This window comes from Nocardia miyunensis NBRC 108239 (genome assembly GCF_001613065.1).
Lineage (GTDB): Bacteria > Actinomycetota > Actinomycetes > Mycobacteriales > Mycobacteriaceae > Nocardia > Nocardia miyunensis.
Map to the genome: position 1 here is coordinate 35,226 of NZ_BDBQ01000089.1, position 20,899 is coordinate 56,124.

Genomic DNA, 20,899 nt, shown 5'->3' on the forward strand with positions numbered 1-20,899 from the left:
AGACTACGGTGGGCGAATGTGGAAGATAATCGAAATGACCTGACACCGCGTCCTTTTCGGTTCGCGGTCGGGATAAACACCACCGGCTCGGGCAGTGAGTGGCGGGACCGGGCCCGCAAGGCCGAGGATCTGGGCTTCGACGTGGTCCAGGTCGCCGACCATCTGGGGATGGTTTCCCCGTTCCCCGCACTGGTCACCATGGCCGAGGCGACCAGCCGGGTGCGCGTCGGGACGATGGTGCTCAACTCCGGCTTCTACCGCCCCGCCCTGCTGGCCCGTGACGTGGCGAGTATGGGTCTGCTCACCGACGGGCGGTTCGATTTCGGAATCGGTGCGGGACCGGATTTCGCCAAGCCCGAATTCGAGGTCGCCGGACTGCCTTTCCCGGGCGGGCGGCAGCGGATCGAGAACCTCGCCCAGACCCTCACCGAGATCCGGAAGCTGTTCGCGAACGATCATCAGCCGCCGCTGCCGCACCCGATTCCGGTATTGGTGGCAGGGTCCGGTGACCGTTTGATCCGAGTGGCCGCGGAGTATGCCGATACGGTTGCCATGGCCGGGGTGCGCGTCGGCGCGGACATCGATTCCGACGCCGCCGGCGAGGCCGCGCTCGCCCGGCGCGTGGAGTTCGTTCGCGAGGCCGCCGGAGATCGTTTCGCCGATCTGGAACTGGGCCTGACCGTGCAGGGGGTCGAGGTGGACGGTCACAAGTCCGATCTGGTGATGGTGCGCCGGTTCAATCCGGACCTGACCGAGGAGCAGTACCGCTATCTGCCCGGCGTTCTGCACGGTACGGCCCGCGATATCGCCGACACCCTGCGGCACTATCGCGACGCCTACTCCATCACCCACTATTCGGTCTCGGAGTCACGCATGCCCGGTCTCGCGGAGGTGATCGCCGAGCTGCGCTGAGCCCCAACCGCACTCTCGGCTGGGGAGCGGCTGGACGAGTTCGGCCTCGTCGAATCCGACCGTCGTGGTGGATGTTTCGTCGCCGGTCAGCTCGCCCGGAGCGTCGCGGCGGCGATGTCGAGGAATTCGCGTACCGGCTTCTCCCGGCGGTCCGCCGGGACGACCAGACAGGTCTCGATGGCCGGAATGTCGGTGAGCGGCAGGTGCACCAGATCGGCGCGGGAGTAGGCGCGCGCGACGCTCAGCGGGACGATCGCGATGCCGTGCCCGGCGGCGATGAGTTCGAACTTCTCCTCGAGCGAGGCGGTGCGGCGCGTTGTGGCGTCGAGCATGTGCTCGCCGTCGAGGTCCGCGCGGGTCAGTTCGCCGCGGGCTGCGAGCGGGTGCGTCGCGGGCATACAGGCGACCCGGGATTCGTGACCGATGGGGATCGTGCGCATTCCCGAATCGTCGAACGGGCGACGCAGATAGCCGACCTGCGCGCGGCCGTCCCGCAGCGGTATGTCCGGCTCCCACCAGCGCACCGGGATCAGGTCGGTCTCGACGTCCGGATGACGCGCGCTGAACGCCCGAATCGCCTCGGACACATGGAGTCCGGGGGAGAAGGCCACCACGAGCCGCTGCACGTCGCGGTCGACGTCGTGCACCCGCCGCACCGCGGCGTCGACCGCGGCGAGCAGTCCCTGTGCCTCCCGATAGAGCTGCTCACCGGCGGGTGTCAGCGCGACACTGCGGGTGGTGCGCTCGAGCAGTGTGCACGACAGCTCCTGCTCGAACGCCCTGATCTGGCGGCTGAGCACCGGCTGGGCGATGTACAGCCGCTCGGCCGCCCGGCCGAAGTGCCGCTGCTCGGCCACCGCGACGAAATAGCGGAGCTTGCGCAGATCGAAATCCATGCCCTCAGGGTATCAATTTCCGGTAAGGGTATTGGACCGTTCGCGCGAGGATCACCAGACTCGAAGCATGATCGTCATCACCACTCCCACCGGCAAGATCGGCAGTAGGGTTCTGGAAATCGTTGTCGCCCAGCAGGATACGAGCGGGGAAAAGGTGCGCGTCATCGTGCGCGATCCGAGCGGGCTGTCCGAGCGGATCCGCGATCGGGTCGAGGTCGTCACCGGATCGCACGGTGACCGCGAGGTGCTGGACCGTGCCTTCGCGGGTGCGGACGCGGTGTTCTGGGTGGTTCCGTCGGACCCGCGGGCGCCCAGCCTCGAGGCCATGTACTCCGGGTTCACCCGGCCCGCGGTCGAGGCGTTCGCGGCGCACGGAGTCGGACACGTCGTCGGGGTCTCGGCGCTCGGGCGCGGCACCGCCGCTGCGGGCCGCGCGGGACACGTGACCGCCTCGCTGGCCATGGACGACCTGATCGCGGGCAGCGGCGTCGCGTATCGCGCGCTGGCGAACCCCACCTTCATGGACAACCTTCTGCGCCAAGTGAATTCGATCCGCGATCAGGGCGTGTTCACCGACACCCTCGCTCCGGACCACCGGCTGCCCACCGCCGCCACCCGCGATATCGGCGCGGTCGGCGCGCGCCTGCTGCTCGACCGCTCCTGGACCGGAACGGGCGAGGTCCCGGTGCTCGGGACGGCGGATCTGTCGCCGAATGATATGGCGCACATCATGTCCGAGGTACTGGGCCGTCCGATCCGGTACGAACGGCAGACCTTCGACCAGTTCCGGGACTCGCTGCTCGGATACGGGCTCCCGGAGCCGATCGTGCGGGGCTACCTGGACATGATGCGCGCGGTGAACGACGGCATCGACGAGGGAGTGCCCCGGACTCCGGAGAATACGACCCCGACCACCTTCCGCGAATGGTGCGAATACGTGCTGGCACCGGCGGTGCGGGCGTGAGCGGGCCGGGGACGGCGCTCATCGTCGGAGCGTCACGCGGTCTGGGACGGGCATTGGCCGCCGAATACGCGCGGCGCGGTTGGCACGTCATCGGGACGGTCCGGGGCGAGCAGCGCACCGGACTACACGAACTGGCCGAGAAATCGGCCGGACGGGTCACGATCGAGACGGTGGATATCACCGAACCACAGCAGGTTTCGGCATTGGGCGAACGTCTGTCCGATCGGACTCTGGATCTGTTGTTCGTCAATGCCGCTGTGACCCGTGGAAACATCCCGATCGGCGAGGTGCCCGAGGAGATGTTCGTCGAGGTGATGGTCACCAACGCGCTGAGTCCGATGCGCGCGGTCGAATCCCTGCGCGCACTGGTCGCGCCGACCGGGACGATCGGGGTCATGTCCTCGCGTCAGGGCAGTATCGCGCTGAATGTCAATGGCGGGCAGGACGTCTACCGTGCCAGTAAGTCGGCATTGAATCAGCTGATGCGCAGTTACGCCGCCCGTTACGCCGATGCCGCGCACACGCTGGTGCTGATGTGTCCCGGTCATGTGCACACGGGACTCGGCGGCCCGGATGCCCCGCTGAGTATCGACGAGTCCATCCCGCGTGTGGTCGACACGCTCGAACGTCACAGGGGCGAAGGGGGACTGCGATTCGTGAACTATCGGGACGAACCCGTAGCCTGGTAGGCAGTCGGTGAATACGGCTGTGCTGCAAGGCAATCGTCGGCAAGTCATCGGCAGGCGCGGGCGGCGACCGTCGTCCTGCCGGCGCTGATCGTTGGATCGTCCCGCTGACCGGACGAACCCGCTGGTGGACGGGCGTGCGGCGGTAGCGTGTGCCCTGCGGAGATGTCCGCGTATGTGGCGGCCGGTCCGCCGAGCGGGTGAACAGAGCGCGGGAGACGGTGTGGCGGTGAGGATGGGGATCAGTACCCCGGTGGTGCTGGACATTCCGGGGCGTTCGGCGGCGTGGGAGCGCGACGCCGGGATCGAGGAGATCGCGCGAGTCGCCGAGGCCGGTGATCGGCTGGGGTTCGATCACCTCACCTGTAGTGAGCACGTCGCGCTCGCCGAGCATTCCGCGTCGGCCATGCTGAAAGGCAAACGCGGAACACGGTATTGGGATCCGCTGGCCACGCTGTCGTATGTGGCGGCCCGGACGCGGCGAATCCGGCTGTGTACCAGCGTGATCGTGCTCGGATACCATCATCCGCTCGCGTTGGCGAAGCGGTACGGGACCCTGGATCGCATCAGCGGCGGGCGAGTGGTGCTGGGTGTCGGAGTCGGCACGGCCCGCGAGGAATTCGATCTGCTGGGCGCGTCGTTCACCGATCGGGGGCGGCGCGCGGACGAGTCGATCGCGGCATTGCGAGCCGCACTCGGACACCGGACGCCCGAATTCGACGGACAGTACTTCCGATTCGCCGATCTGGTGGTCGATCCGTGCGCGATCCAGGAGCGCATGCCGATCTGGGTGGGCGGTGTCAGCGACGCCGCGCTGAGACGGGCCACCCGGCTCGGCGACGGCTGGATCCCCGCCGCCCTCACCGCCCCGGCGCTGCGCGAAAGACTGCGCGAATATCAGCCTGCCGCACCGGAGTTCGAGGTGGTGGTGAGTACGGCGGAGGAGCTCGATCCGATCACCGCGCCCGCGCGGGCCGAAGAGGTGATCGGTGAACTCGGCGCGGCGGGGGCCACCATCGTGCAGCCACGTCTGCGGCACCGGTCGCTGGTCGAGTACCTCGAACAGCTCGAGGCGCTGTCCCGGCTGGAGTGCTTCCAGCCCGCGTAGGCCGCGATGAGATGCCTTGCGGCACAATATCGCGGCCGAACAGGCTCAGTCGTCCCGGCCGGTGAGGACCTGCCGGGTGGCCTCGCTGCCGTCCAGCGGGCGGCTGATGCGATGCGCGATGCGCCAGCCCTCGGCGGTGCGCCGCAGCCGGATGCGGTGCGCTCCGGCGCGCCAGATGTAGCACCCGTCGTCGTTGTGGCGCACCAGGATCGATTGACAGACCGCGACGGCCTCGTCACCGTCGATATCGATACTGGGCGGGCCGAAGAAGTGCGCGCTGCCGGTGCCGATGATCCGCTGATGCGCATCGGATCGGATCATGTCGCGCACCTCGTCCCGGCCGCGCATGCGCCAGCCGTCGACGTCGTATTCGCCGTCCTCGGACCAGAGTTCGGCGGCGTCGGTGCTTCCGGCGTCGGCGAGCGGTCCGTAGGAGGTCAGCAGGCGCAGCACCGCGAGTTCGTCCTCGACGCGCTGGAGGCGTTGTTCGAGGCGGGCCAGTGCGTCATCCATTGTGCGACTGCTCGCGGTTCAGCAGACCCGTCATGGCCTTGTGCGTGGTCAGTACGACCTTCGTGCGGTCCGGGCCGGTGCGCCAGGCGACGGACTTCTCGTTCCCGCTGATCACGTGTACCGGGCCGTGTGCCAGATGCGCCAACCCTTCTCGCGCGACATCCGCGGGCTCGGAGACGACCATGCCCGGCGCGTCGAAGTTCAGCCCGGCGCGCGCCATGGCGGGTGTGCGAGTCACGCCCAGGACCAGCGTCAGCACATCCACGCCGTGGTCACGCAACTCCAGCCACAACCCCTCGCCGAAGATCCGCACGAAGGCCTTGACCCCGCCGTAGACGGTGTGCCGCACCGAACCCGCGTACTCCGACAGCGACCCGACCAGCAGAATTCCGCCGCGCTGCCGGTCGCGCATGAGACGTCCGTAATGATGGACCAGCGCCAGCGTCGCGGTGAGATTCAGATCGATCACGCGCTGGAACTCGCGCGGATCGCCGTCCAGGAATTCCATGCCGTGCGTATTTGCCCCGGCATTGCAGACCAGCAGGCCCACCTCGACATCCGCGGTGGCCTCGACGATCGCCTCGACTCCGCCGTCGGTGAGATCGACCGCGAGCACGCGTACTTCGACGCCGAGGTCCCGGCAGGCCTGCGCGACCTCCGTCAGCGGCCCCGGCTTGCGCGCGACCAGCACCACGTTCACGCCGCCCCGCGCGAGCCGCCGCGCGAATTCGGCTCCGACGCCCTCCGAACCACCGGCGATCACCGCCCACGGACCGTATTTCGACAGGTCGGGATCGGGTGGGACAGCTGCGTCATCGGTCATGAGCGCCAGTATCGCGCGGCGAACCCTCTCGGACCGCCTGCGTTCCGGTGAACGGGACCCGGGCAGCCGGTCACAGCGAATCGGTTCGGCAGAGCACCGAGGATCTCGGTGCGGGACGCGCCGCGTCAGCGGGTGCTCGCCGAACCGGGCGAGCTCGTCGGCCGGTGATGGGATCCGGCCTCGTTCGGCATACTGTCGACCATTACGGACCGCTCGGCGGTGGCACAGCTGTCGATCGACGAATTGGTCTGCCGGACAGCGGATCCGAGCGAGGAGTAAACTCTCGAACTTCGAGGCGGGCTCAGGGTTCGAACTCGGTGTGGTGGGCCAGCCACCATCGCGCGATATCGGCGCGCCGGGCGAACCAGACGTCCCCGCGGGCCAGGGCGTGGTCGAGGAATTCGCGCAGCGCGCGGGCCCGGCCGGGCATTCCGGCCCAGCGGCCGTGCAGGCCGATCGTCATCATCCGGGGGTGCGTCGCACCCTCCTCCCACAGATCGTCGAAGCCCATGGTGAGGTAGCGCGTGAAGGAGGTGGGGTCGGCGTATCCGGGGAAGGCGAAGCGCATGTCGTTGAACGTCAGTGAGTACGGCACGACCAGATGCGAGCCCGCGGCGGTGTCGGTGAAATACGGCAGATCGTCGTTGTAGGCGTCCGAGTCGTAGAGGAATCCGCCCTCCGCGGCGACCAGCTCGCGCGTGTGGACCGACGGGGTGCAGCGCGAGTGCCAGCCGACCGGCCTTGTCCCGCAGAGTGTTTCGATGGTCGCGACGGCGCGGGCGATATCCTCGCGCTCCTGCTCTTCGGACAGTCGCCAGGGTTCCTCCCATCGCCAGCCGTGTGCCATCGGTTCGTGTCCGCTCGTGCGGATGTATTCGCCCAGTGCGGGATTCTCCGTCAGCGCGCGCCCGCAGCAATTGACGGTGGCGGGAAGTCCGTATTCGTCCAGTATTCGGGCCAATCGCCAGGTGCCGGAACGGCTTTCGTATTCGAAGGACGATTCCACGCACAGATCGCGGATTCCCGGACGCGTCGGATTGATCGCCACACCGAACTCGCCCACCGCCTCCCGGCGGCCGTCGCCCGCGGCGAAGCTGTATTCGGCGCCGGCCTCGTAGTTGATCACCAGGCTCACCGCCACCCGCGCGCCGCCGGGCCACACCACGCGGGGCGGCACCGGACCGTAGCCGACGAAATCGCGCCGCGGCCCGGCGGCTGGGGCCGGATCCTTCGGTTCAGGCATGCGCGGGCTCCCGTCCGGTGGCGATCGGATCGGCTACGCCGCCACGCGACAGTACGACATACACCGCCGCGGCGATGCCCGCGCCCAACGCCCACGAGAACGGCGCTGCCGCATGCCATGCCGGGATCAGTGCGACGGGTATCGCGATCACCGCGCCGATCGCGGCCGAGATCATCGCCCGCGGATTCACCCCGCGCCGATACCAATACGGGCCGCGGCCCTCGATATACAGGGCGTCGACCTCGACGCGCCCTCGGCGCACGAGATGGAAATCGGTGGCGATCACCCCGAACAGCGGTCCGAGCAACGCGCCGAGCCCGCCGATGAAATAGTCGACGACCACCGGGCTCGAGTACAACGCCCACGGGCACACCAGGATCGAGCCGATCGCCGCGATAATCCCGCCGCGCTCGAAGGTGATGTACCGCGGTGCGATATTGGAGAAGTCGAAGGCCGGGGAGACCACGTTGGCGGCGACGTTGACACCGATCGTGGCGATGGTGAACACGATCGTGGCGAAGATCAGCACAGGGGTGTTGTCGATGCGCTGGACCAGTTCGATCGGATCGGTCACCGGATGTCCGAACAGCCTCGCGCTCCCGGTGGTGACCACCGCCACCGTCACCGCGAAGACCAGGAAGTTCACCGGCAGGCCCCACAGATTCGCCCGGCGCATGGACCGCGGTGACGGACTCGATCGGGTGAAATCGCTGATATTGAGCAGGAAGGTGCCGAAGAACGCCACGATCAGCCCGACGATCGAGGCGAACTGCAGAACCGCCGACCCGCCGTGCACCCGATCGGGGGAGACCTCGACACCCGGTGCGCCGCCCGTGCGGATCAGCACCCAGGCCAACAGCACGAACATCACCAGATACACCGCCGGTCCGGCCCAATTCTGGTATCTGCGAACGGCTTCCATGCCGTGCCGCACGACCAGCAGTTGCAGCACCCACAGCGCCAGGAAGCAGCACCAGCCCAGCGCCGACAGGCCCAGCAGCCGGTGCGCGTTCCAGGCCGACAGGCCCGGCACGAGCCGCAGCGCCAGCGCCGAGACCGCCACCGAGCCCAGATAGGTCTGCACTCCGTACCAGAACACGGCCAGAACCCCGCGGATCAGCGCGGGCAGATTGGCCCCGAAGACCCCGAACGAGATGCGCGCCACGACCGGATACGGCACACCGGTGCGCTGGCCGATCGTGCCACTGAGATTCATCAGCACGTAGACCACGACCAGGGCCACCGCCATCGCGGCCAGCACCGTCCAGGTGTTCAGGCCGCGGAAGAAGAAACCGATGGCGAAGGTGTACGCGCCGACGTTGTGCAGCACCGACATCCACAGTGCGAACACGCTGTACCCGTTCCACTCCCGGTTGGTCGCGGGCGCCAGATCCGGGTTGTGCAGCCGGGGACTCGGCGGTGGTGAGGTGGACATGAGAACTCCTGGATCTACTCGGCGAGGGTGGCTTCGATGTGGTCCCGGCAGCCGCGCACGGCCGCGATGTCGGCGGCGCAGAATCGCCGGGGCCGGTCCTGGAAATGGACCGAGAGGGTGCCGACGATCTCCCCGCTCTTCCTGATCGGCGCCAATATCTGTGCGTAGACGTGCAATTCGTCGATGAGCGATTGCGGCGGGCGGATCGGATGGGTTCTGGTGTCGGACTGGATCAGCATCTCGCCGGTCTCGACCAGATACCGGTAGGTGGGGAAGTCCGCCGGATTGATCCGGGTCGCGGTGCGCATGGAGGGCACGTCCGCGGCGCATTCCTCGGTGACGAGCTCGGGAAACCCGGTCTCGTCGACGAGCCGGACGGTGACCCGGGAGGCCGCGACGTCCGCGAGCAGCCGGCGGCATCGGTCCGAGTGATCGAGGGTCATCGCACACCCGCCTCGAGCACTGCCCCGGGAGGCACCCGCGGTGAACCGAACATCAGCACAGCGGCGAGGGCGCAGGCAACCACCCCGGATCCGGCCGCGGCCGTGGCGGTCCATCCGGCGTCCTGCAAGCCGCCGTACAGCAGCGGCCCGACGATCCCGCCGAGCGGTCCGACCGCACCGACCAGGGCCGCGCCGCTGCCGCGCACCCGGGTCGGGAACACCTCGCCGAGATAGGTGAACAGCGGCGCGGCAGCACCTTGAGCGAAGAACAGCGTGGCGGAGTAGGCGATCAGCACGCTCACCGTGCCGTGCGCGGCGAAGATCAGCCAGGCGGTGGACACGGCCGCGGCGCACTGCGCGAGGATCACCGTCTCCCGACGTCCGATCCGGTCGCCGAGATGTCCGAGCGCCAGATATCCGGCGACGGCAACGAGATTCGCGGCGACGACCATCCACAGCGCACCGGTGATCGACACGCCTTTGACATCGCGCAGCACCGTCGTCGCCAGCACGGTCAACTGCGAGTCGGCGATCAGCTTGACGAAGAACGCCAGGCACAGCGCCAGCGTCGGCCGCAACAGCCGCCCGCGCAGCAGTTCGGCATAGGTGACCCGGCCCGCGCCCGGCTGTTCGATTCCCCAGCGCCGGGCCAGGGCCCGTGCCTCGGAACTCGCTCCGGCGGACTGCAATTCACGCAGCCGCCGCACCTTCAGAAAATGCGGTGACTCGCGTAATCCGGTGCGCAGCAACAGGATCACCAACAGCGGGAACGTCGCCACCGCGAACACCCCGCGCCAGCCGACGACCGGCTCCAACACCGCCGCCAAGCCGGCGGACAGCATCACCCCGACCGGCCACCCCGCCTGCACCATCGCGTATATCAGACCCTTGCGCCGGGACCCGTAGATCTCATTGAGATACGCGGCGTTGACCGACTGCTCGGCCGCGCCGAAGCCGGACAGCGCACGCGTGAGCACCAGGCTGATCGGCCCGATCGCCACGGCGGCCAGGCCCGAGCTGATCGCCGCGCCTGAGGTGGTGATCAACAGTGCGGGGCGTCGCCCGAGCCGGTCGATCACCGGCCCGACGGTGAGCGCGATCAGCACCGATCCCGCCGAAACCGCCGTGGCCACATAGGATCTCGTGCTCGACGACCACGAGAAGTCGTCACCGATCACCGGCAGCAGATTGCCGAAGGTGATCTGGTCGTAGACCGCCAGCGTCCAGGCCAGGAATGCCACCGCGGTCGTGTAGGCCACCCGGCGTCGGGTCAGCGGCGCGAAAACCGTCTCGTCGGCCGGTGCGGATGTGCGAATCACGCTGTCTCCCCGGCTGGTTCGAATTGCGCGACGTTGTCGTAGCACCAGCGGGCGATATCGGCCTTGCGGGCGAACCAGACCTCGCCGCGGTCCAGGCAGTGCTCCAGGAAGGCACGCAGGGCATGCGCTCGACCCGGTTGGCCGGCCAGGCGCGGATGCAGCCCGACCGACATCATCTGTGGTCGCCGCTCGCCCTCGTCCCACAGCATGTCGAAGGTGCGTCGACAACTGTCCAGGAAATCCGCCGGGGACGAATAGGCCTGCCCGGGATGGAACAGCGAATCGTTGGTGACGAAGGTGTACGGAATCACCAGATGACGCTTGTCGCCGACCCGGGTGAAATACGGAACGTCGTCCGCGAACGAATCACTGTCATAGCGGAATCCGCCTTCCTCGACGAGTAATTCGCGGGTGCTCAGCGACGGTGGGCATTTGCTGTACCAGCCGACCGGCCGCTGCCCGCAGGTCCGGTGGATCGAGGCCACCGCCAGCGCGATGTGCTCGCGCTCCACCTCGCGCGGCAACCGGCTGACCTCCTCCCATCGCCACCCGTGCGCGCACACCTCGTGTCCGGCCTCGGCGATATAGGCGCCGACCTCGGGAACCAGTTCGAAGGCGCGGGCACAGCCGTGGAACGTGGCCGGCAGCCGGTATTGATCGAGGATGCGCTGCAACCGCCACACGCCGGTCCGGCTGCCGTACTCGAAGATCGACTCGTTGCCCAGATCGCGGATCGGCGGCGGTGGATAGCCGAATTCCTGGGGCGGTTCGTTGCCGCCGTCACCGGCCCAGTACGAGCGTTCCGCACCGGACTCGTAATTGACGATCAGGCATATCGCGACCCGGGCGTCGCCGGGCCAGCGCACCGGCGCGCCGCGGCGTCCATAACCGATGAAATCGCGGCCGGGACCGGATCGGGCGATTGAGTCGGGACTCATGAAACTGTTCCTCCGGTATCGGTCCGCGTGATTCGATGCCGATATTCTGGGAATTGCGAATCGCCGAAGTCAATGAATCGCAACGTATACTTCGGCAGGTATACGAAGCCGGAAACATGGCGGAAACACGAATGGCGCAAACAATTAGCATTCCGGTGTTAACAATGGGATATGGATTTTCCCGCGGCAGTCGTTCCCGGCCATGCGCCGCTTCCGGAGGTGCCGCCGGCACTGCGCGGCGCGCTGCATCGGTGCGGTCCGGGCTCGCCGCCGTTGCGCGCCCGGGTGCGTGATGTGCTGCGGGAGTGGATCGTGGAGGGGCTGCTGTCCCCCGGAATGCGACTGTACGAGCAGGATATCGCTGCGGCACTGGGGATTTCGCGGGTGCCGATCCGGGAGGCGGTGCGCTTGCTGGAGTCGGAGGGCTATGTCGCGGTGCACGGGCGACAGGTGCGGGTGCGCACCCTGGACCCGGTCTCGGTGGCCCATCTGTTCGACGTCTGCGAAACCCTCGAGGCGCTGGCCGCGCGACAGGCGGCGCAGTCGATCACCCCGGCGGGCGCGCGGCGGTTGCGCGAACTGCTCGAGGTCGGCCGCGCCGGGCTCACCGGAGGTGGACGTCCGGTGGCCGACGGGGTGAACATGTCACTGCACGAGGAGATTTCACGACTGTCGGGCAACGACGTCCTGGACAGTGTGCTCGCTCCGCTGCGCGGGCGGGTGCAATGCCTGTTGCGGCACAGCGACGACGGGCACCGCATCTTCGACGAGCACGTAGCCATCACCGAGGCCGTCGCGACCGGCGACGCCGCACGCGCGGCCGAACTCGCCGCGACGCATATGCGCGCCACGGGGCAGGAAATTCTCGCGCACCTGCCCGGCTGAGCGGACCCGCGGCGGGAACTCTTCGTCGCAGGATTCCCCTGTGCAGGAGTGGAATTCGTAGTGGCCAGCTGTGCCGAATGTCTCGTTCGCCGTAAAGATCTTGTGCCCCTGCGCATATCGGCCACGAGTCACATTGAGGACAGCCGCCGGGTCGGGTGAGTGACTCTGCGACACCGTTACCTGCATATTTGCTGATATGACACGACAACTCGGAAAAAGATTCCGGCAGGCCGGTTTTCATGCGTCCGTACGCGGTTGCGAGAGCGGTTGTACCATCAACCGGTCGTTGCCGAGGAACGTTCGACGGTGATCACCCCAGTAGCGATTCGACACGGTGCAGTACTGCAGCAAATGTGTAATTCGAAATGTCTGGAGTGATCTTTGAGTACGCCGCAGTCCCAAGTGCGCGGCCGATCGTGCCCTGTCGCCCACGATTCGCTCGCCCACGGCTCACCGACCGATTCCGACGGCCCCCGAATTCCCTTGCACGCACCGGAATTCGCCGAGGACCCGCATCGCGCCTATGCCGAGATGCGCCAGCGGTACGGTTCACTGGCCCCGGTCGAACTGGCCCCGGGCGTCCCGGCGACGCTGGTGATCAGTTATCGCGCAGCGGTGCGCATCCTGAACGATCCCGAGCACTTTCCCGCCGACCCGCGGACCTGGCAGCAGACGGTGCCGCAGGACTCCCCGATCCTGCCGCTGATGGAGTGGCGTCCGATGGCGAGTCGTTGCGCGGGAGCGGAATTCGATCGGTACCGGCGGGCGATAACTTCCAGCGTGCAGTCGGTGGATCTGTACGCCATGCACGACATCGTCGAGGAGATCGCGATACCGTTGATCAACGGCTTCTGCCAGGACGGCCGCGCGGAGTTGATCGGCCAGTACGTGTACCCCCTGGTATTCGAGGTGGTCAACGAGATGCTGGGGTGCCCGCCGGAGATCGGTCAGCAGGTCGCCGCAGGCTCCGCCGCCATGCTCGACGGCGTGGATGCGGACAAGGGAAGCGAGTTGCTCGGCCGGGCGCTGATGAATCTGGTGACGCTCAAGCGATCCACGCCGGGTGACGACATCACCTCGAAGTTGCAGCAGCACCCGGCGGGCCTGGACGACGTGGAGGTCTCGCACCACGTCTCGCAGGTGTACGAGACCGGGATCGAGTACGAGCTCAATTTCATCGCCAACACCCTGCTGTTGGTCCTGGCGGACGACCGTTTCGGGGGCGTTGTACTGGGCGGGAATCTATCCTCGCGCGATGCGCTGGACGAGGTGCTGTTCAACAACCCGCCGCTGGCGAATCTCCTGGTCACCTATCCGCGCCAGCCGATCCTGATCGAGGACGTGTGGCTACCGGCGCATCGACCGGTCGTGATCAGCATGGCCGCCTGCAACAACGATCCGGCCATCCGCACCACCCACCTCACCGGCAACCGCTCGCACCTGGCCTGGGGCATCGGCTCGCACGCCTGCCCGGCCCAGTCGCTGGCCTACCTGATCGCCCAGGACGCCATCGACCAACTCCTCGATGCCCTCCCCGAGATCCGCCTCGATACCAGCGAGGGCGAGCCCACCTGGCGACCCGGCCCGTTCTATCGAGCCCTCACCGCCCTCCCGGTCGTCTTCCCGGCCACCGCCCCCCTGAACGTGCGAAACGAGCATTTCAGGATGCCGTGACTCGGCCATAACCGGCCGGTCGCCCGGCCGGCGGACACGTGCTGTCGTCAGCGACGGTGAGAGTGCCGACGCGCGGCTACGATCCCACCGCAAGTTCCGACAAGCGATCCGAAGGGGAACGAATGAGCCTGCCCGGCAAGCGATTTCTGGATGTGGTGAGTAGCCGTGACATGGCGGTGGTGGTGCTGGCGACGATAACCGGGGTGTACTACCTCATCGTCGCGGTGACCAACTGCACCGACACCGACACCAACCGGCGCGGGGTGGCCGAGGTGTTCTCCATGCGCCGGACGATCCACAACCCGGGAACCGACTGGCGGTCGATGACCAACGGCACCGTCGCGCTGATCGCCTACATTCTGATCGTCGTGTGGGAGTACCTGATCGCCTTCGTACTGCTCGCCGCCGCGGCGAACGGCTGGTGGGGGTTCGGCCGCCGTCGACGAGCGGCCCTGGTGATCTCGGCGAAGCTGGCGAGCCTGGGCTGGATCATGGTGACACTGCTGTTCGTCGGCGGATTCCTGACCGTCGCGGGGGAGTGGTTCCGGATGTGGGCGAACAAGCAGGTCGACGCATCCTCGGCGGCGTTGCAGAACTTTCTCGTCGCCGCCGTCGGCCTGATCCTGGTGCATCTGCCCGAGCGCCGCGAAACACTTTCCAGCTCAACAGAATCCGGCAAGTAGACGAAGTCGCCGTGCGGCCGCGAGGTGCAGACATCAGCTGTTCGGCCGCGCGGCGACAATCCCGATCACCGGGCGAGGCGGTTACTTCGCAAGGGCGGCAAGGGCTTTATCGGCGTGGACGTTCATGTTGACCTCGCTGTGCACCGCGGCCAGGATCTTCCGGTCCGGCCCTATGACGAAGGTGGCGCGCTTGGCGGGCAGACCGGGAATCAGGCGCTTGATCCCGAACTCTCGCGCGACGGCCCCGCCGACATCGGCCAGCAGCGGATAGCCCAGCTTGTGGGTGTCGTCGAATCGCTTCTGCTTGGCCACGTCGTCGGCGCTGATACCCAGGATGGTCGCACCGCGGTCGGCGAATTCGCTGACGATATCGCGGAAGTGGCACGCCTCCCGCGTGCATCCGGGACTGAGCGCGGCCGGATAGAAGAACAGCACGACGGGGCCCTTCTCCAAAGCCGTTCCGAGTCGAACGGATTCACCGTGCTGATCGGAAAGTTCGAAATCGGGCGCGGTGTCGCCTGCTTGCAGCATCGGATTCTCCTGAGATTTCGGTTGTGATCGGGCGCGCGACGGACGTTCAGCCGGCCGTTTCGGGACGGTCGCTGAGTCCGAGGCGAAGATGTTCGCTGTGGTAGACGGCTTCGTCGAGCAGTTGTGCGACGTGGTTGTCGTAGAGGCTGTAGATGATGCTGCGTCCGGCCCGGGTACCCACGACCAGCCCCAGGTTGCGCAGCAGGCGGAGTTGATGGGAGACCGCGGACTGCTCCATGCCGACCGCGTCGGCGAGTTCGGTCACCGGAAGCGGGCCCTGGCGCAGCTGGGTGAGGATCAGCAGCCTGCTGGGAGTCGCCAGGGCTTGCAGGGTGTTGGCCACGTGGGCGGCGGCATCGGCGTCCAGACGCGTCACGGGCCGGTCGCGTCCTTCGACTCCGTGTCCCATGACGCGGCAGTTTACCGCGTCCAGGATACGTGAAGACATCTTCATATGTTCTGTTATTGTGGGGCGGTCGGCAGTACCCGTTCCTGGAGGTGATCCGTGGCCGCACCGATCCTTGTCCCGCATCGCACGGCCCCGGCCGTAGTCCGGGCGCCGGTGCGTCGCACGAGACTGTTCGCATTGCCGGAGATGCGTTGGGCCGCAGCTTCTTTGGTGCTTTTCCTGCTGGGCTTGGTCGCGCAGCTGGCGGGCGCGCCGTCCTGGTCGTGGTGGGGTCTCTACCTGGCCTGCTATGCCGCGGGCGGGTGGGAACCCGGACTTGCCGGGCTGCGGGCACTGCGGGAGAAGACCCTCGATGTGGACCTGCTGATGGTGGTCGCCGCGATCGGGGCGGCCGGGATCGGGCAGATCACCGACGGCGCGCTGCTGATCGTCATCTTCGCCACCTCCGGCGCGCTGGAAGCCCTGGCGACCGCGCGCACCGAGGACTCCGTGCGCGGGCTGCTGGATCTGGCGCCCGAGACCGCGACCCGCGTCGACTCCGACGGTTTCGAGGTCGCGGTGGCCGTGGCCGACCTGGAGGTCGGCGATCTGCTGTTGGTGCGTCCGGGCGAGCGAATAGCCGCTGACGCCACCGTGATCGGCGGCGGCAGCGAGGTCGATCAGGCCACCATCACCGGCGAGCCACTGCCGGTGGACAAGACCGCCGGCGACGAGGTGTTCGCCGGAACCCTCAACGGCACAGGCACATTGCGCATCCGCGTGGATCGGCGCGCGCGGGATTCGGTGGTCGCGCGGATCGCCGCCCTGGTCGAACAGGCCGCCGGGACCAAGGCCCGCACCCAGCTGTTCATCGAGAAAGTCGAGCAACGATATTCGCTCGGCATGGTGGCGGTGACGATCGCGGTATTCGTGATCCCGCTGCTGGCAGGGGATTCCGTGCAGCGAGCGCTGTTGCGGGCGATGACGTTCATGATCGTCGCCTCGCCGTGCGCGGTGGTGCTGGCGACGATGCCGCCGCTGCTGGCCGCGGTCGCCAACGCCGGTCGCCACGGCGTACTGGCCAAATCCGCGGTGGTCATGGAACATCTCGGCAGCGTCGACCGGGTGGTGTTCGACAAGACCGGCACCCTGACCCGAGGCACCCCCGAGTTGGCCGAAATCCATAGTCTGGAACCGGCTTTCACCGAGGACGAGATTCTGCGGCTCGCGGCGGCGGTCGAACATCCCAGCGAACATCCGCTCGCCGCGGCTGTCGTCCGGGCAGCGCGTGCCCGGGGGCTCGAGCTGCCCGCGGTGGACGAGTTCACCGCTCACCCCGGTAGGGGAGTCTCGGCCCTGGTGACCGGACAGCGCGTCGGCGTCGGATCACCGGCGTCACTGTCTGCCGGGCGAGGCGATCTCGATGCCACGGTGGCGAACATGCAGGCCCGCGGCTACACCGCCGTTGTGGTGACCTGCGATGCCCGGCCGACCGGCGTGCTCGCCCTCAGCGACCAGCCACGCCCCGAAGCCGAAACCGCCGTGACCGCCGCCGCGCGGGTGACCGGGGGTCCCCCGGTTCTGTTGACCGGCGACAACTCCGCCACCGCCGGGCGTCTGGCCCGACAGCTCGGCATCACCGACATCCGCGCCGACCTGCTTCCCGAAGGCAAGGTCGAGGCGATCCGCGCGCTGCAGGCCGAAGGGGCGAAGATCGCCATGGTCGGCGACGGCATCAACGACGCTCCCGCTCTCGCGACGGCGGACTCGGGCATCGCCATGGGCGGTGCGGGATCGGATCTCACCTTGCAGACCGCGGACGCCGTGGTGGTCCGGGACGATCTCACCACCGTCCCGGCCGTCATCGCGCTGTCCCGGCGAGCGCGTCGCGTCGTGGTCGCCAACCTGATCATCGCGGCCACGTTCATCGGCATCCTGGTGCTGTGGGACCTGTTCGGCACCCTGCCCCTGCCACTCGGTGTGGCGGGACACGAAGGCTCCACCGTCATCGTCGGTCTCAACGGTCTGCGGCTACTGCGGGATGCCGCATGGAAACGGGCGGTCCGCACCGGCCGACCGTGACCCACGATCAGGCCCCGTGCGCGACGGGCCCGCAAACCCGCTATTTCAAGCCGAACTGTATCGACGGTGTAGTAAATCTTGCCGATTCAAACCGGAGGTGAAATCCGCACTCGCGCATAGCCTGGGGAAATCCCATCCCCAACTGATCAGGTGGTCGGCCCGATGACTGTCGAATCCGTAGCAGCTGTTCCGACGGAGAATTCGTCGTCCGCATCGACAATAGTGGTGTCGCCGTTGTCCGGATACACCGGAGCGGAAATCTCCGGCGTCGACCTGTCCGAGAACCTTTCCGACGAGGACGTGGCCGCCATCCGGCAAGCCCTGCTGGAATGGAAGGTCGTATTCTTCCGCGATCAGACCATCGGACATGCCGAGCAGATCGCGTTCGCTCGCCGATTCGGCAGGGTGACTCCCGCCCACCCGTACGAAGACAATCCGCCGGAGGGCTTTCCGGAGATCTTCCCGATCGACAGCCGTCGTTACAATCAGCAATACGGCCGCAAACGCACCTCGTACGATTCGAGCTGGCACACCGATGTCACGGCACTGATCAATCCGCCGTCGTTCTCGATTCTGCGCGCGGACATCCTGCCGCCCTTCGGCGGCGATACCACCTGGACGAATCTTGTTGCCGCATACCAGAATCTGCCATCCGAGCTGCGCGACTTCGTGGACCGCCTGGACGCCGAGCACACCTTCGAGAATCGTGCGGCACAGGGCAGCAGCCGTGCCGCGGCCTTCGAGAACAAGCCGCTGCGCACATTCCATCCGGTGGTGCGGGTGCATCCCGAGACGGGTGAGCGGGCGCTGTTCGTCAGCCCCGGGTTCACTCGGCGCACGAAGAATCTGCGCAATCTGACACCCCGGCTGAGTTCGCACATTCTGGAAGCGTTGTGGGAGGAGGCGACTCGCACCGAATACACCGTCCGGTTCCGGTGGCAACCGGGCAGCGTCGCATTCTGGGACAACCGGGCCACCGCACACCTCGCCATTGCCGACGCGGGCCATCTCGGCTACGACCGGGTGCTGTATCGGGTCACGATCGAAGGTGACATCCCGGAGGGGGTGGACGGTCGGCGGTCGGAATCGCTGGAGGGCGATCCCTTCTACGGATCCTGAACAGATCGCCGACGAGAGCCGAATTACCGTGACAGACACGCATAATGTCGGCGTCGCCCTGGACGCTGCGCAGGTGGCCGCGATTTTCGACCGCGCGGTCACCCCCGGCGGCCCGGAGGATTTCGGCGCTGCGCTGGACGCGTCGGGTATCGATTTCCTCCTGCTGCGCCCGGCCTCCGGCGATACCCGGTTCGATCCCTCCATCGCCGCGACGATTCTCGCGCGGCACACCCGTTCGGTGGGGTTGGTGGTGGGCGGTTCGGTGTTGCGGGACCACCCGTACAACCTGGCGCGGCGACTCGGCTCGATCGATCATGTGAGCGCCGGACGCGTCGGCTGGCTGATACTGACCGACGATGACGCCGCCGACGGGCGCAGCGTGTGGACCGCCGCGTCGCGCGAGGACATCGCCCTCGACGGGGTGCTCGCGGTGCGCGAGCTGTGGGAGAGCTGGCCGCCGGACACCGTCCTCGACGATCGCGAACGCGGGGTGTTCACCGACTCCGCGCGCATTCGATATATCGACCACGCTGGGGCACACAGCATTTCGGGTCCACTGAACATTCCCGAACCGCCTCAGGTCAAACCGCCGATCTTCGTGGAGTCACCGGTTCCCCCCGCGCTCGCCGAACGGGCCGATGTCGTCCTCGGCGGGAGTCATGTGCCCGGCTCGGCGCCGATCTTGCAGTGGCGCAACGTCTCCGAAGCGCCGAATGCGCCCGGCGTGGGTGTCGCGGGAGTTGTGGTGGCCGATGAGGGGTCACCAACCGAGATCGTCACCGCGGCCGGTCGTCATGTCACCGCGGCCGCGCCGCCGCCCGGCACGACTCTGCGCACTCGTCTCGGGCTCGCCGCGGCGACGCCTGTGCTCTCGGGTGAGCCGCGCAGCGCCTTTCCCACCGCCTGATCCGGCCCGAGGAGGAGAATTTCATGAGCACCACACCAGCGCGGCACGTGATCTTGAACGTCAACGTCCTCGATGCCGGAATCGCCCCCGGCGCATGGACTCTCGACGACATCCGGGCCGATGCCTTCGTCGATCCGGAGCATTTCGCGCAGGCCGCCCGGACCGCCGAACGCGGCACCCTGGACGCGCTGTTCCTCGCCGACGGCCCGGCGCTGCGCGAGGATCCGCGCTTCAAACCCGGCCGCGCACTCGAGCCCAGCGTGATCCTGGCGACCGTCGCCGCCGCGACCGAACATCTCGGCCTGATCGGCACCCTGTCCACCACCTTCAATGATCCGGTCGAGTTGGCCGAACGCCTGCTGTCACTCGATCACGCCAGCGGGGGACGGCTGGGATGGAACGTGGTGACCACGTATTCGCCTGCGGCAGCGGGCAATTTCGGATTGTCCGAGATGCCCGACCGCGACGCTCGCTACCGCCGCGCCGAGGAATTCGTCGAGGTGGTTGGCGCGCTGTGGGACAGCTCGCTGGACGGCGGAGTCGTGCGGCACCACGGTGAATTCTTCGACCTCGAGCACGGTGTGCGTGTGCCGCCGTCGGCCCAGGGCTACCCGTTGTTCGTGCAGGCCGGAGGGTCGCCGGCCGGCCGGATTCTGGCCGGGCGCAGCGCCCACGCGGTGTTCTCCGCCGAACTGACCCTGTCCGCGGGGCTGCGGCACTACGAGCACGTCAAGTCGGTGGCTCGCGAGGCGGGCCGCGATCCGGACCAGGTCAAGATCCTGCCCGGACTGACGACGATCATCGGATCCACGGAAGCCGAAGCGGCACAACGGTTCGAGCGACTGTTCCGGTCGGTCGACACCGGTCCCGAGCGAGCCCGGCTCGAATCCACACTCGGAGTTCGGTTGGACTCCTTGGACTTCGACCGCCCGCTGCCCGAGGCCGTACTGGCCGGCCCGCCGGACCCTAGCACCTTCTCCGCCTCGCTCGGATTCCGCGAATCGATCGTGGAACTGGCGCGCGAACGCGATCTGACGCTGCGGCAGCTGATCCGCGAATTGCACGGCGGCGCAGGGCATCGCGCGGTGATCGGGACGCCCGTGGACGTGGCCGACACGATCGAGGACTGGTTCCGTCACGGCGCGGCGGACGGATTCAACCTCATGCCGGATGCCTTCCCTTCCGGCCTGACCACCTTCGTCGATGAGGTGGTTCCGATTCTGCGACGTCGCGGGCTGTTCCGGCACGAATACGCGGAATCGACACTGCGCGAACGATTCGGACTGCCGGTGCCCGTAGCCGCGGCAGCTCCGGTCTGAGCGGACTGAACGAAAGATGAAGTGCGACAGA

The 20,899-nt window shown here is 67.5% G+C and carries 21 protein-coding genes; 11 read left to right on the plus strand and 10 right to left on the minus strand.

Annotated elements, in window-relative coordinates:
• The first annotated feature begins 18 nt into the window (after positions 1-18).
• Positions 19-912: a TIGR03621 family F420-dependent LLM class oxidoreductase gene (locus NM2_RS35470; protein ID WP_245718362.1), complete on the plus strand. Its 894-nt coding sequence runs from the start codon at positions 19-21 to the stop codon at positions 910-912.
• 86 nt (positions 913-998) lie between these two features.
• Here the strand turns inward: NM2_RS35470 and NM2_RS35475 are convergent, their stop codons facing one another.
• Positions 999-1,808: a LysR family transcriptional regulator gene (locus NM2_RS35475; RefSeq protein WP_067678347.1), complete on the minus strand. Its 810-nt coding sequence runs from the start codon at positions 1,806-1,808 to the stop codon at positions 999-1,001.
• A 67-nt stretch (positions 1,809-1,875) separates the two neighbouring features.
• Here NM2_RS35475 and NM2_RS35480 point away from each other — a divergent pair, with 67 nt between their 5' ends.
• The 3 genes from NM2_RS35480 (at position 1,876) to NM2_RS35490 (ending at position 4,566) form a co-directional block, all read left to right on the plus strand.
• Positions 1,876-2,772, plus strand: a complete 897-nt coding sequence (locus tag NM2_RS35480) for an NmrA family NAD(P)-binding protein (RefSeq protein WP_067678350.1) — start codon at positions 1,876-1,878, stop codon at positions 2,770-2,772.
• Positions 2,769-3,461: an SDR family NAD(P)-dependent oxidoreductase gene (locus tag NM2_RS35485; RefSeq protein ID WP_245718363.1), complete on the plus strand. Its 693-nt coding sequence runs from the start codon at positions 2,769-2,771 to the stop codon at positions 3,459-3,461. Before NM2_RS35480 ends, NM2_RS35485 begins: the two co-directional genes overlap by 4 nt.
• A gap of 232 nt (positions 3,462-3,693) precedes the next feature.
• Positions 3,694-4,566 carry a TIGR03619 family F420-dependent LLM class oxidoreductase gene (locus tag NM2_RS35490; protein ID WP_084531903.1) on the plus strand — a complete coding sequence of 291 codons (873 nt, stop codon included), beginning with the start codon at positions 3,694-3,696 and terminating at the stop codon, positions 4,564-4,566.
• Positions 4,567-4,611: 45 nt separating this feature from the next.
• Here the strand turns inward: NM2_RS35490 and NM2_RS35495 are convergent, their stop codons facing one another.
• The 7 genes from NM2_RS35495 to NM2_RS35525 all read right to left on the minus strand — a co-directional run bounded on the left by NM2_RS35495 (position 4,612) and on the right by NM2_RS35525 (position 11,280).
• Positions 4,612-5,079: a nuclear transport factor 2 family protein gene (locus NM2_RS35495; RefSeq protein WP_067678360.1), complete on the minus strand. Its 468-nt coding sequence runs from the start codon at positions 5,077-5,079 to the stop codon at positions 4,612-4,614.
• Positions 5,072-5,902 carry an SDR family NAD(P)-dependent oxidoreductase gene (locus NM2_RS35500; RefSeq protein ID WP_067678365.1) on the minus strand — a complete coding sequence of 277 codons (831 nt, stop codon included), beginning with the start codon at positions 5,900-5,902 and terminating at the stop codon, positions 5,072-5,074. Before NM2_RS35500 ends, NM2_RS35495 begins: the two co-directional genes overlap by 8 nt.
• 301 nt (positions 5,903-6,203) lie before the next feature.
• Complete coding sequence (locus NM2_RS35505; RefSeq protein WP_067678370.1) at positions 6,204-7,145, minus strand: polysaccharide deacetylase family protein; 942 nt, start codon at positions 7,143-7,145, stop codon at positions 6,204-6,206.
• A complete protein-coding gene (locus NM2_RS35510; protein WP_067678373.1) occupies positions 7,138-8,580 on the minus strand; it encodes an NCS1 family nucleobase:cation symporter-1 in 1,443 nt (480 codons plus the stop codon). Before NM2_RS35510 ends, NM2_RS35505 begins: the two co-directional genes overlap by 8 nt.
• 14 nt (positions 8,581-8,594) lie before the next feature.
• Positions 8,595-9,023 carry a GAF domain-containing protein gene (locus NM2_RS35515; RefSeq protein ID WP_067678375.1) on the minus strand — a complete coding sequence of 143 codons (429 nt, stop codon included), beginning with the start codon at positions 9,021-9,023 and terminating at the stop codon, positions 8,595-8,597.
• On the minus strand, positions 9,020-10,342 hold the full coding sequence (locus NM2_RS35520) for an MFS transporter (RefSeq protein WP_169816296.1): 1,323 nt from the start codon (positions 10,340-10,342) through the stop codon (positions 9,020-9,022). Before NM2_RS35520 ends, NM2_RS35515 begins: the two co-directional genes overlap by 4 nt.
• The gene (locus NM2_RS35525) at positions 10,339-11,280 is read right to left on the minus strand and encodes a polysaccharide deacetylase family protein (RefSeq protein WP_067678378.1); all 942 of its coding nucleotides are present in this window, start codon (positions 11,278-11,280) and stop codon (positions 10,339-10,341) included. Before NM2_RS35525 ends, NM2_RS35520 begins: the two co-directional genes overlap by 4 nt.
• Before the next feature lie 171 nt (positions 11,281-11,451).
• On the opposite strand from NM2_RS35525, the gene NM2_RS35530 reads away from it, so the two are divergent.
• From NM2_RS35530 to NM2_RS35540, 3 genes are all read left to right on the plus strand, one after another.
• Positions 11,452-12,165 (plus strand): GntR family transcriptional regulator, encoded by a 714-nt coding sequence (locus NM2_RS35530; RefSeq protein WP_084531895.1) that lies wholly within the window; start codon positions 11,452-11,454, stop codon positions 12,163-12,165.
• Positions 12,166-12,546: 381 nt separating this feature from the next.
• On the plus strand, positions 12,547-13,839 hold the full coding sequence (locus NM2_RS35535) for a cytochrome P450 family protein (RefSeq protein WP_084531896.1): 1,293 nt from the start codon (positions 12,547-12,549) through the stop codon (positions 13,837-13,839).
• 122 nt (positions 13,840-13,961) lie between these two features.
• A complete protein-coding gene (locus NM2_RS35540) occupies positions 13,962-14,522 on the plus strand; it encodes a DUF2165 domain-containing protein (RefSeq protein WP_084531897.1) in 561 nt (186 codons plus the stop codon).
• 81 nt (positions 14,523-14,603) lie between these two features.
• On the opposite strand, the gene NM2_RS35545 is transcribed toward NM2_RS35540, so the two are convergent.
• Complete coding sequence (locus NM2_RS35545) at positions 14,604-15,050, minus strand: peroxiredoxin (protein WP_067678471.1); 447 nt, start codon at positions 15,048-15,050, stop codon at positions 14,604-14,606.
• Positions 15,051-15,099: 49 nt separating this feature from the next.
• Entirely contained in the window at positions 15,100-15,462 is a 363-nt protein-coding gene (locus tag NM2_RS35550) for an ArsR/SmtB family transcription factor (RefSeq protein ID WP_067678384.1), read from the minus strand.
• A gap of 96 nt (positions 15,463-15,558) precedes the next feature.
• Between NM2_RS35550 and NM2_RS35555 the strand changes: the two genes are divergently transcribed.
• The 4 genes from NM2_RS35555 to NM2_RS35570 all read left to right on the plus strand — a co-directional run bounded on the left by NM2_RS35555 (position 15,559) and on the right by NM2_RS35570 (position 20,868).
• On the plus strand, positions 15,559-17,523 hold the full coding sequence (locus tag NM2_RS35555; RefSeq protein WP_067678387.1) for a heavy metal translocating P-type ATPase: 1,965 nt from the start codon (positions 15,559-15,561) through the stop codon (positions 17,521-17,523).
• Between the two features lie 162 nt (positions 17,524-17,685).
• Positions 17,686-18,642: a TauD/TfdA dioxygenase family protein gene (locus NM2_RS35560; RefSeq protein WP_067678475.1), complete on the plus strand. Its 957-nt coding sequence runs from the start codon at positions 17,686-17,688 to the stop codon at positions 18,640-18,642.
• A gap of 28 nt (positions 18,643-18,670) precedes the next feature.
• Positions 18,671-19,549: an LLM class flavin-dependent oxidoreductase gene (locus NM2_RS35565; protein ID WP_067678390.1), complete on the plus strand. Its 879-nt coding sequence runs from the start codon at positions 18,671-18,673 to the stop codon at positions 19,547-19,549.
• Positions 19,550-19,572: 23 nt separating this feature from the next.
• Positions 19,573-20,868 (plus strand): LLM class flavin-dependent oxidoreductase, encoded by a 1,296-nt coding sequence (locus tag NM2_RS35570; RefSeq protein WP_067678393.1) that lies wholly within the window; start codon positions 19,573-19,575, stop codon positions 20,866-20,868.
• The last annotated feature ends 31 nt before the right edge of the window (positions 20,869-20,899 follow it).

What these genes read in the sequence shown, in the direction of transcription:
- NM2_RS35475 (WP_067678347.1), bottom strand. Translation starts at nt 1,808, where the DNA reads ATGGATTTCGATCTGCGCAAGCTCCGCTATTTCGTCGCGGTGGCCGAG.
- NM2_RS35480 (WP_067678350.1), top strand. Translation starts at nt 1,876, where the DNA reads ATGATCGTCATCACCACTCCCACCGGCAAGATCGGCAGTAGGGTTCTG.
- NM2_RS35490 (WP_084531903.1), top strand. Translation starts at nt 3,694, where the DNA reads ATGGGGATCAGTACCCCGGTGGTGCTGGACATTCCGGGGCGTTCGGCG.
- NM2_RS35495 (WP_067678360.1), bottom strand. Translation starts at nt 5,079, where the DNA reads ATGGATGACGCACTGGCCCGCCTCGAACAACGCCTCCAGCGCGTCGAG.
- NM2_RS35500 (WP_067678365.1), bottom strand. Translation starts at nt 5,902, where the DNA reads ATGACCGATGACGCAGCTGTCCCACCCGATCCCGACCTGTCGAAATAC.
- NM2_RS35505 (WP_067678370.1), bottom strand. Translation starts at nt 7,145, where the DNA reads ATGCCTGAACCGAAGGATCCGGCCCCAGCCGCCGGGCCGCGGCGCGAT.
- NM2_RS35510 (WP_067678373.1), bottom strand. Translation starts at nt 8,580, where the DNA reads ATGTCCACCTCACCACCGCCGAGTCCCCGGCTGCACAACCCGGATCTG.
- NM2_RS35515 (WP_067678375.1), bottom strand. Translation starts at nt 9,023, where the DNA reads ATGACCCTCGATCACTCGGACCGATGCCGCCGGCTGCTCGCGGACGTC.
- NM2_RS35525 (WP_067678378.1), bottom strand. Translation starts at nt 11,280, where the DNA reads ATGAGTCCCGACTCAATCGCCCGATCCGGTCCCGGCCGCGATTTCATC.
- NM2_RS35530 (WP_084531895.1), top strand. Translation starts at nt 11,452, where the DNA reads ATGGATTTTCCCGCGGCAGTCGTTCCCGGCCATGCGCCGCTTCCGGAG.
- NM2_RS35540 (WP_084531897.1), top strand. Translation starts at nt 13,962, where the DNA reads ATGAGCCTGCCCGGCAAGCGATTTCTGGATGTGGTGAGTAGCCGTGAC.
- NM2_RS35550 (WP_067678384.1), bottom strand. Translation starts at nt 15,462, where the DNA reads ATGGGACACGGAGTCGAAGGACGCGACCGGCCCGTGACGCGTCTGGAC.
- NM2_RS35560 (WP_067678475.1), top strand. Translation starts at nt 17,686, where the DNA reads ATGACTGTCGAATCCGTAGCAGCTGTTCCGACGGAGAATTCGTCGTCC.
- NM2_RS35570 (WP_067678393.1), top strand. Translation starts at nt 19,573, where the DNA reads ATGAGCACCACACCAGCGCGGCACGTGATCTTGAACGTCAACGTCCTC.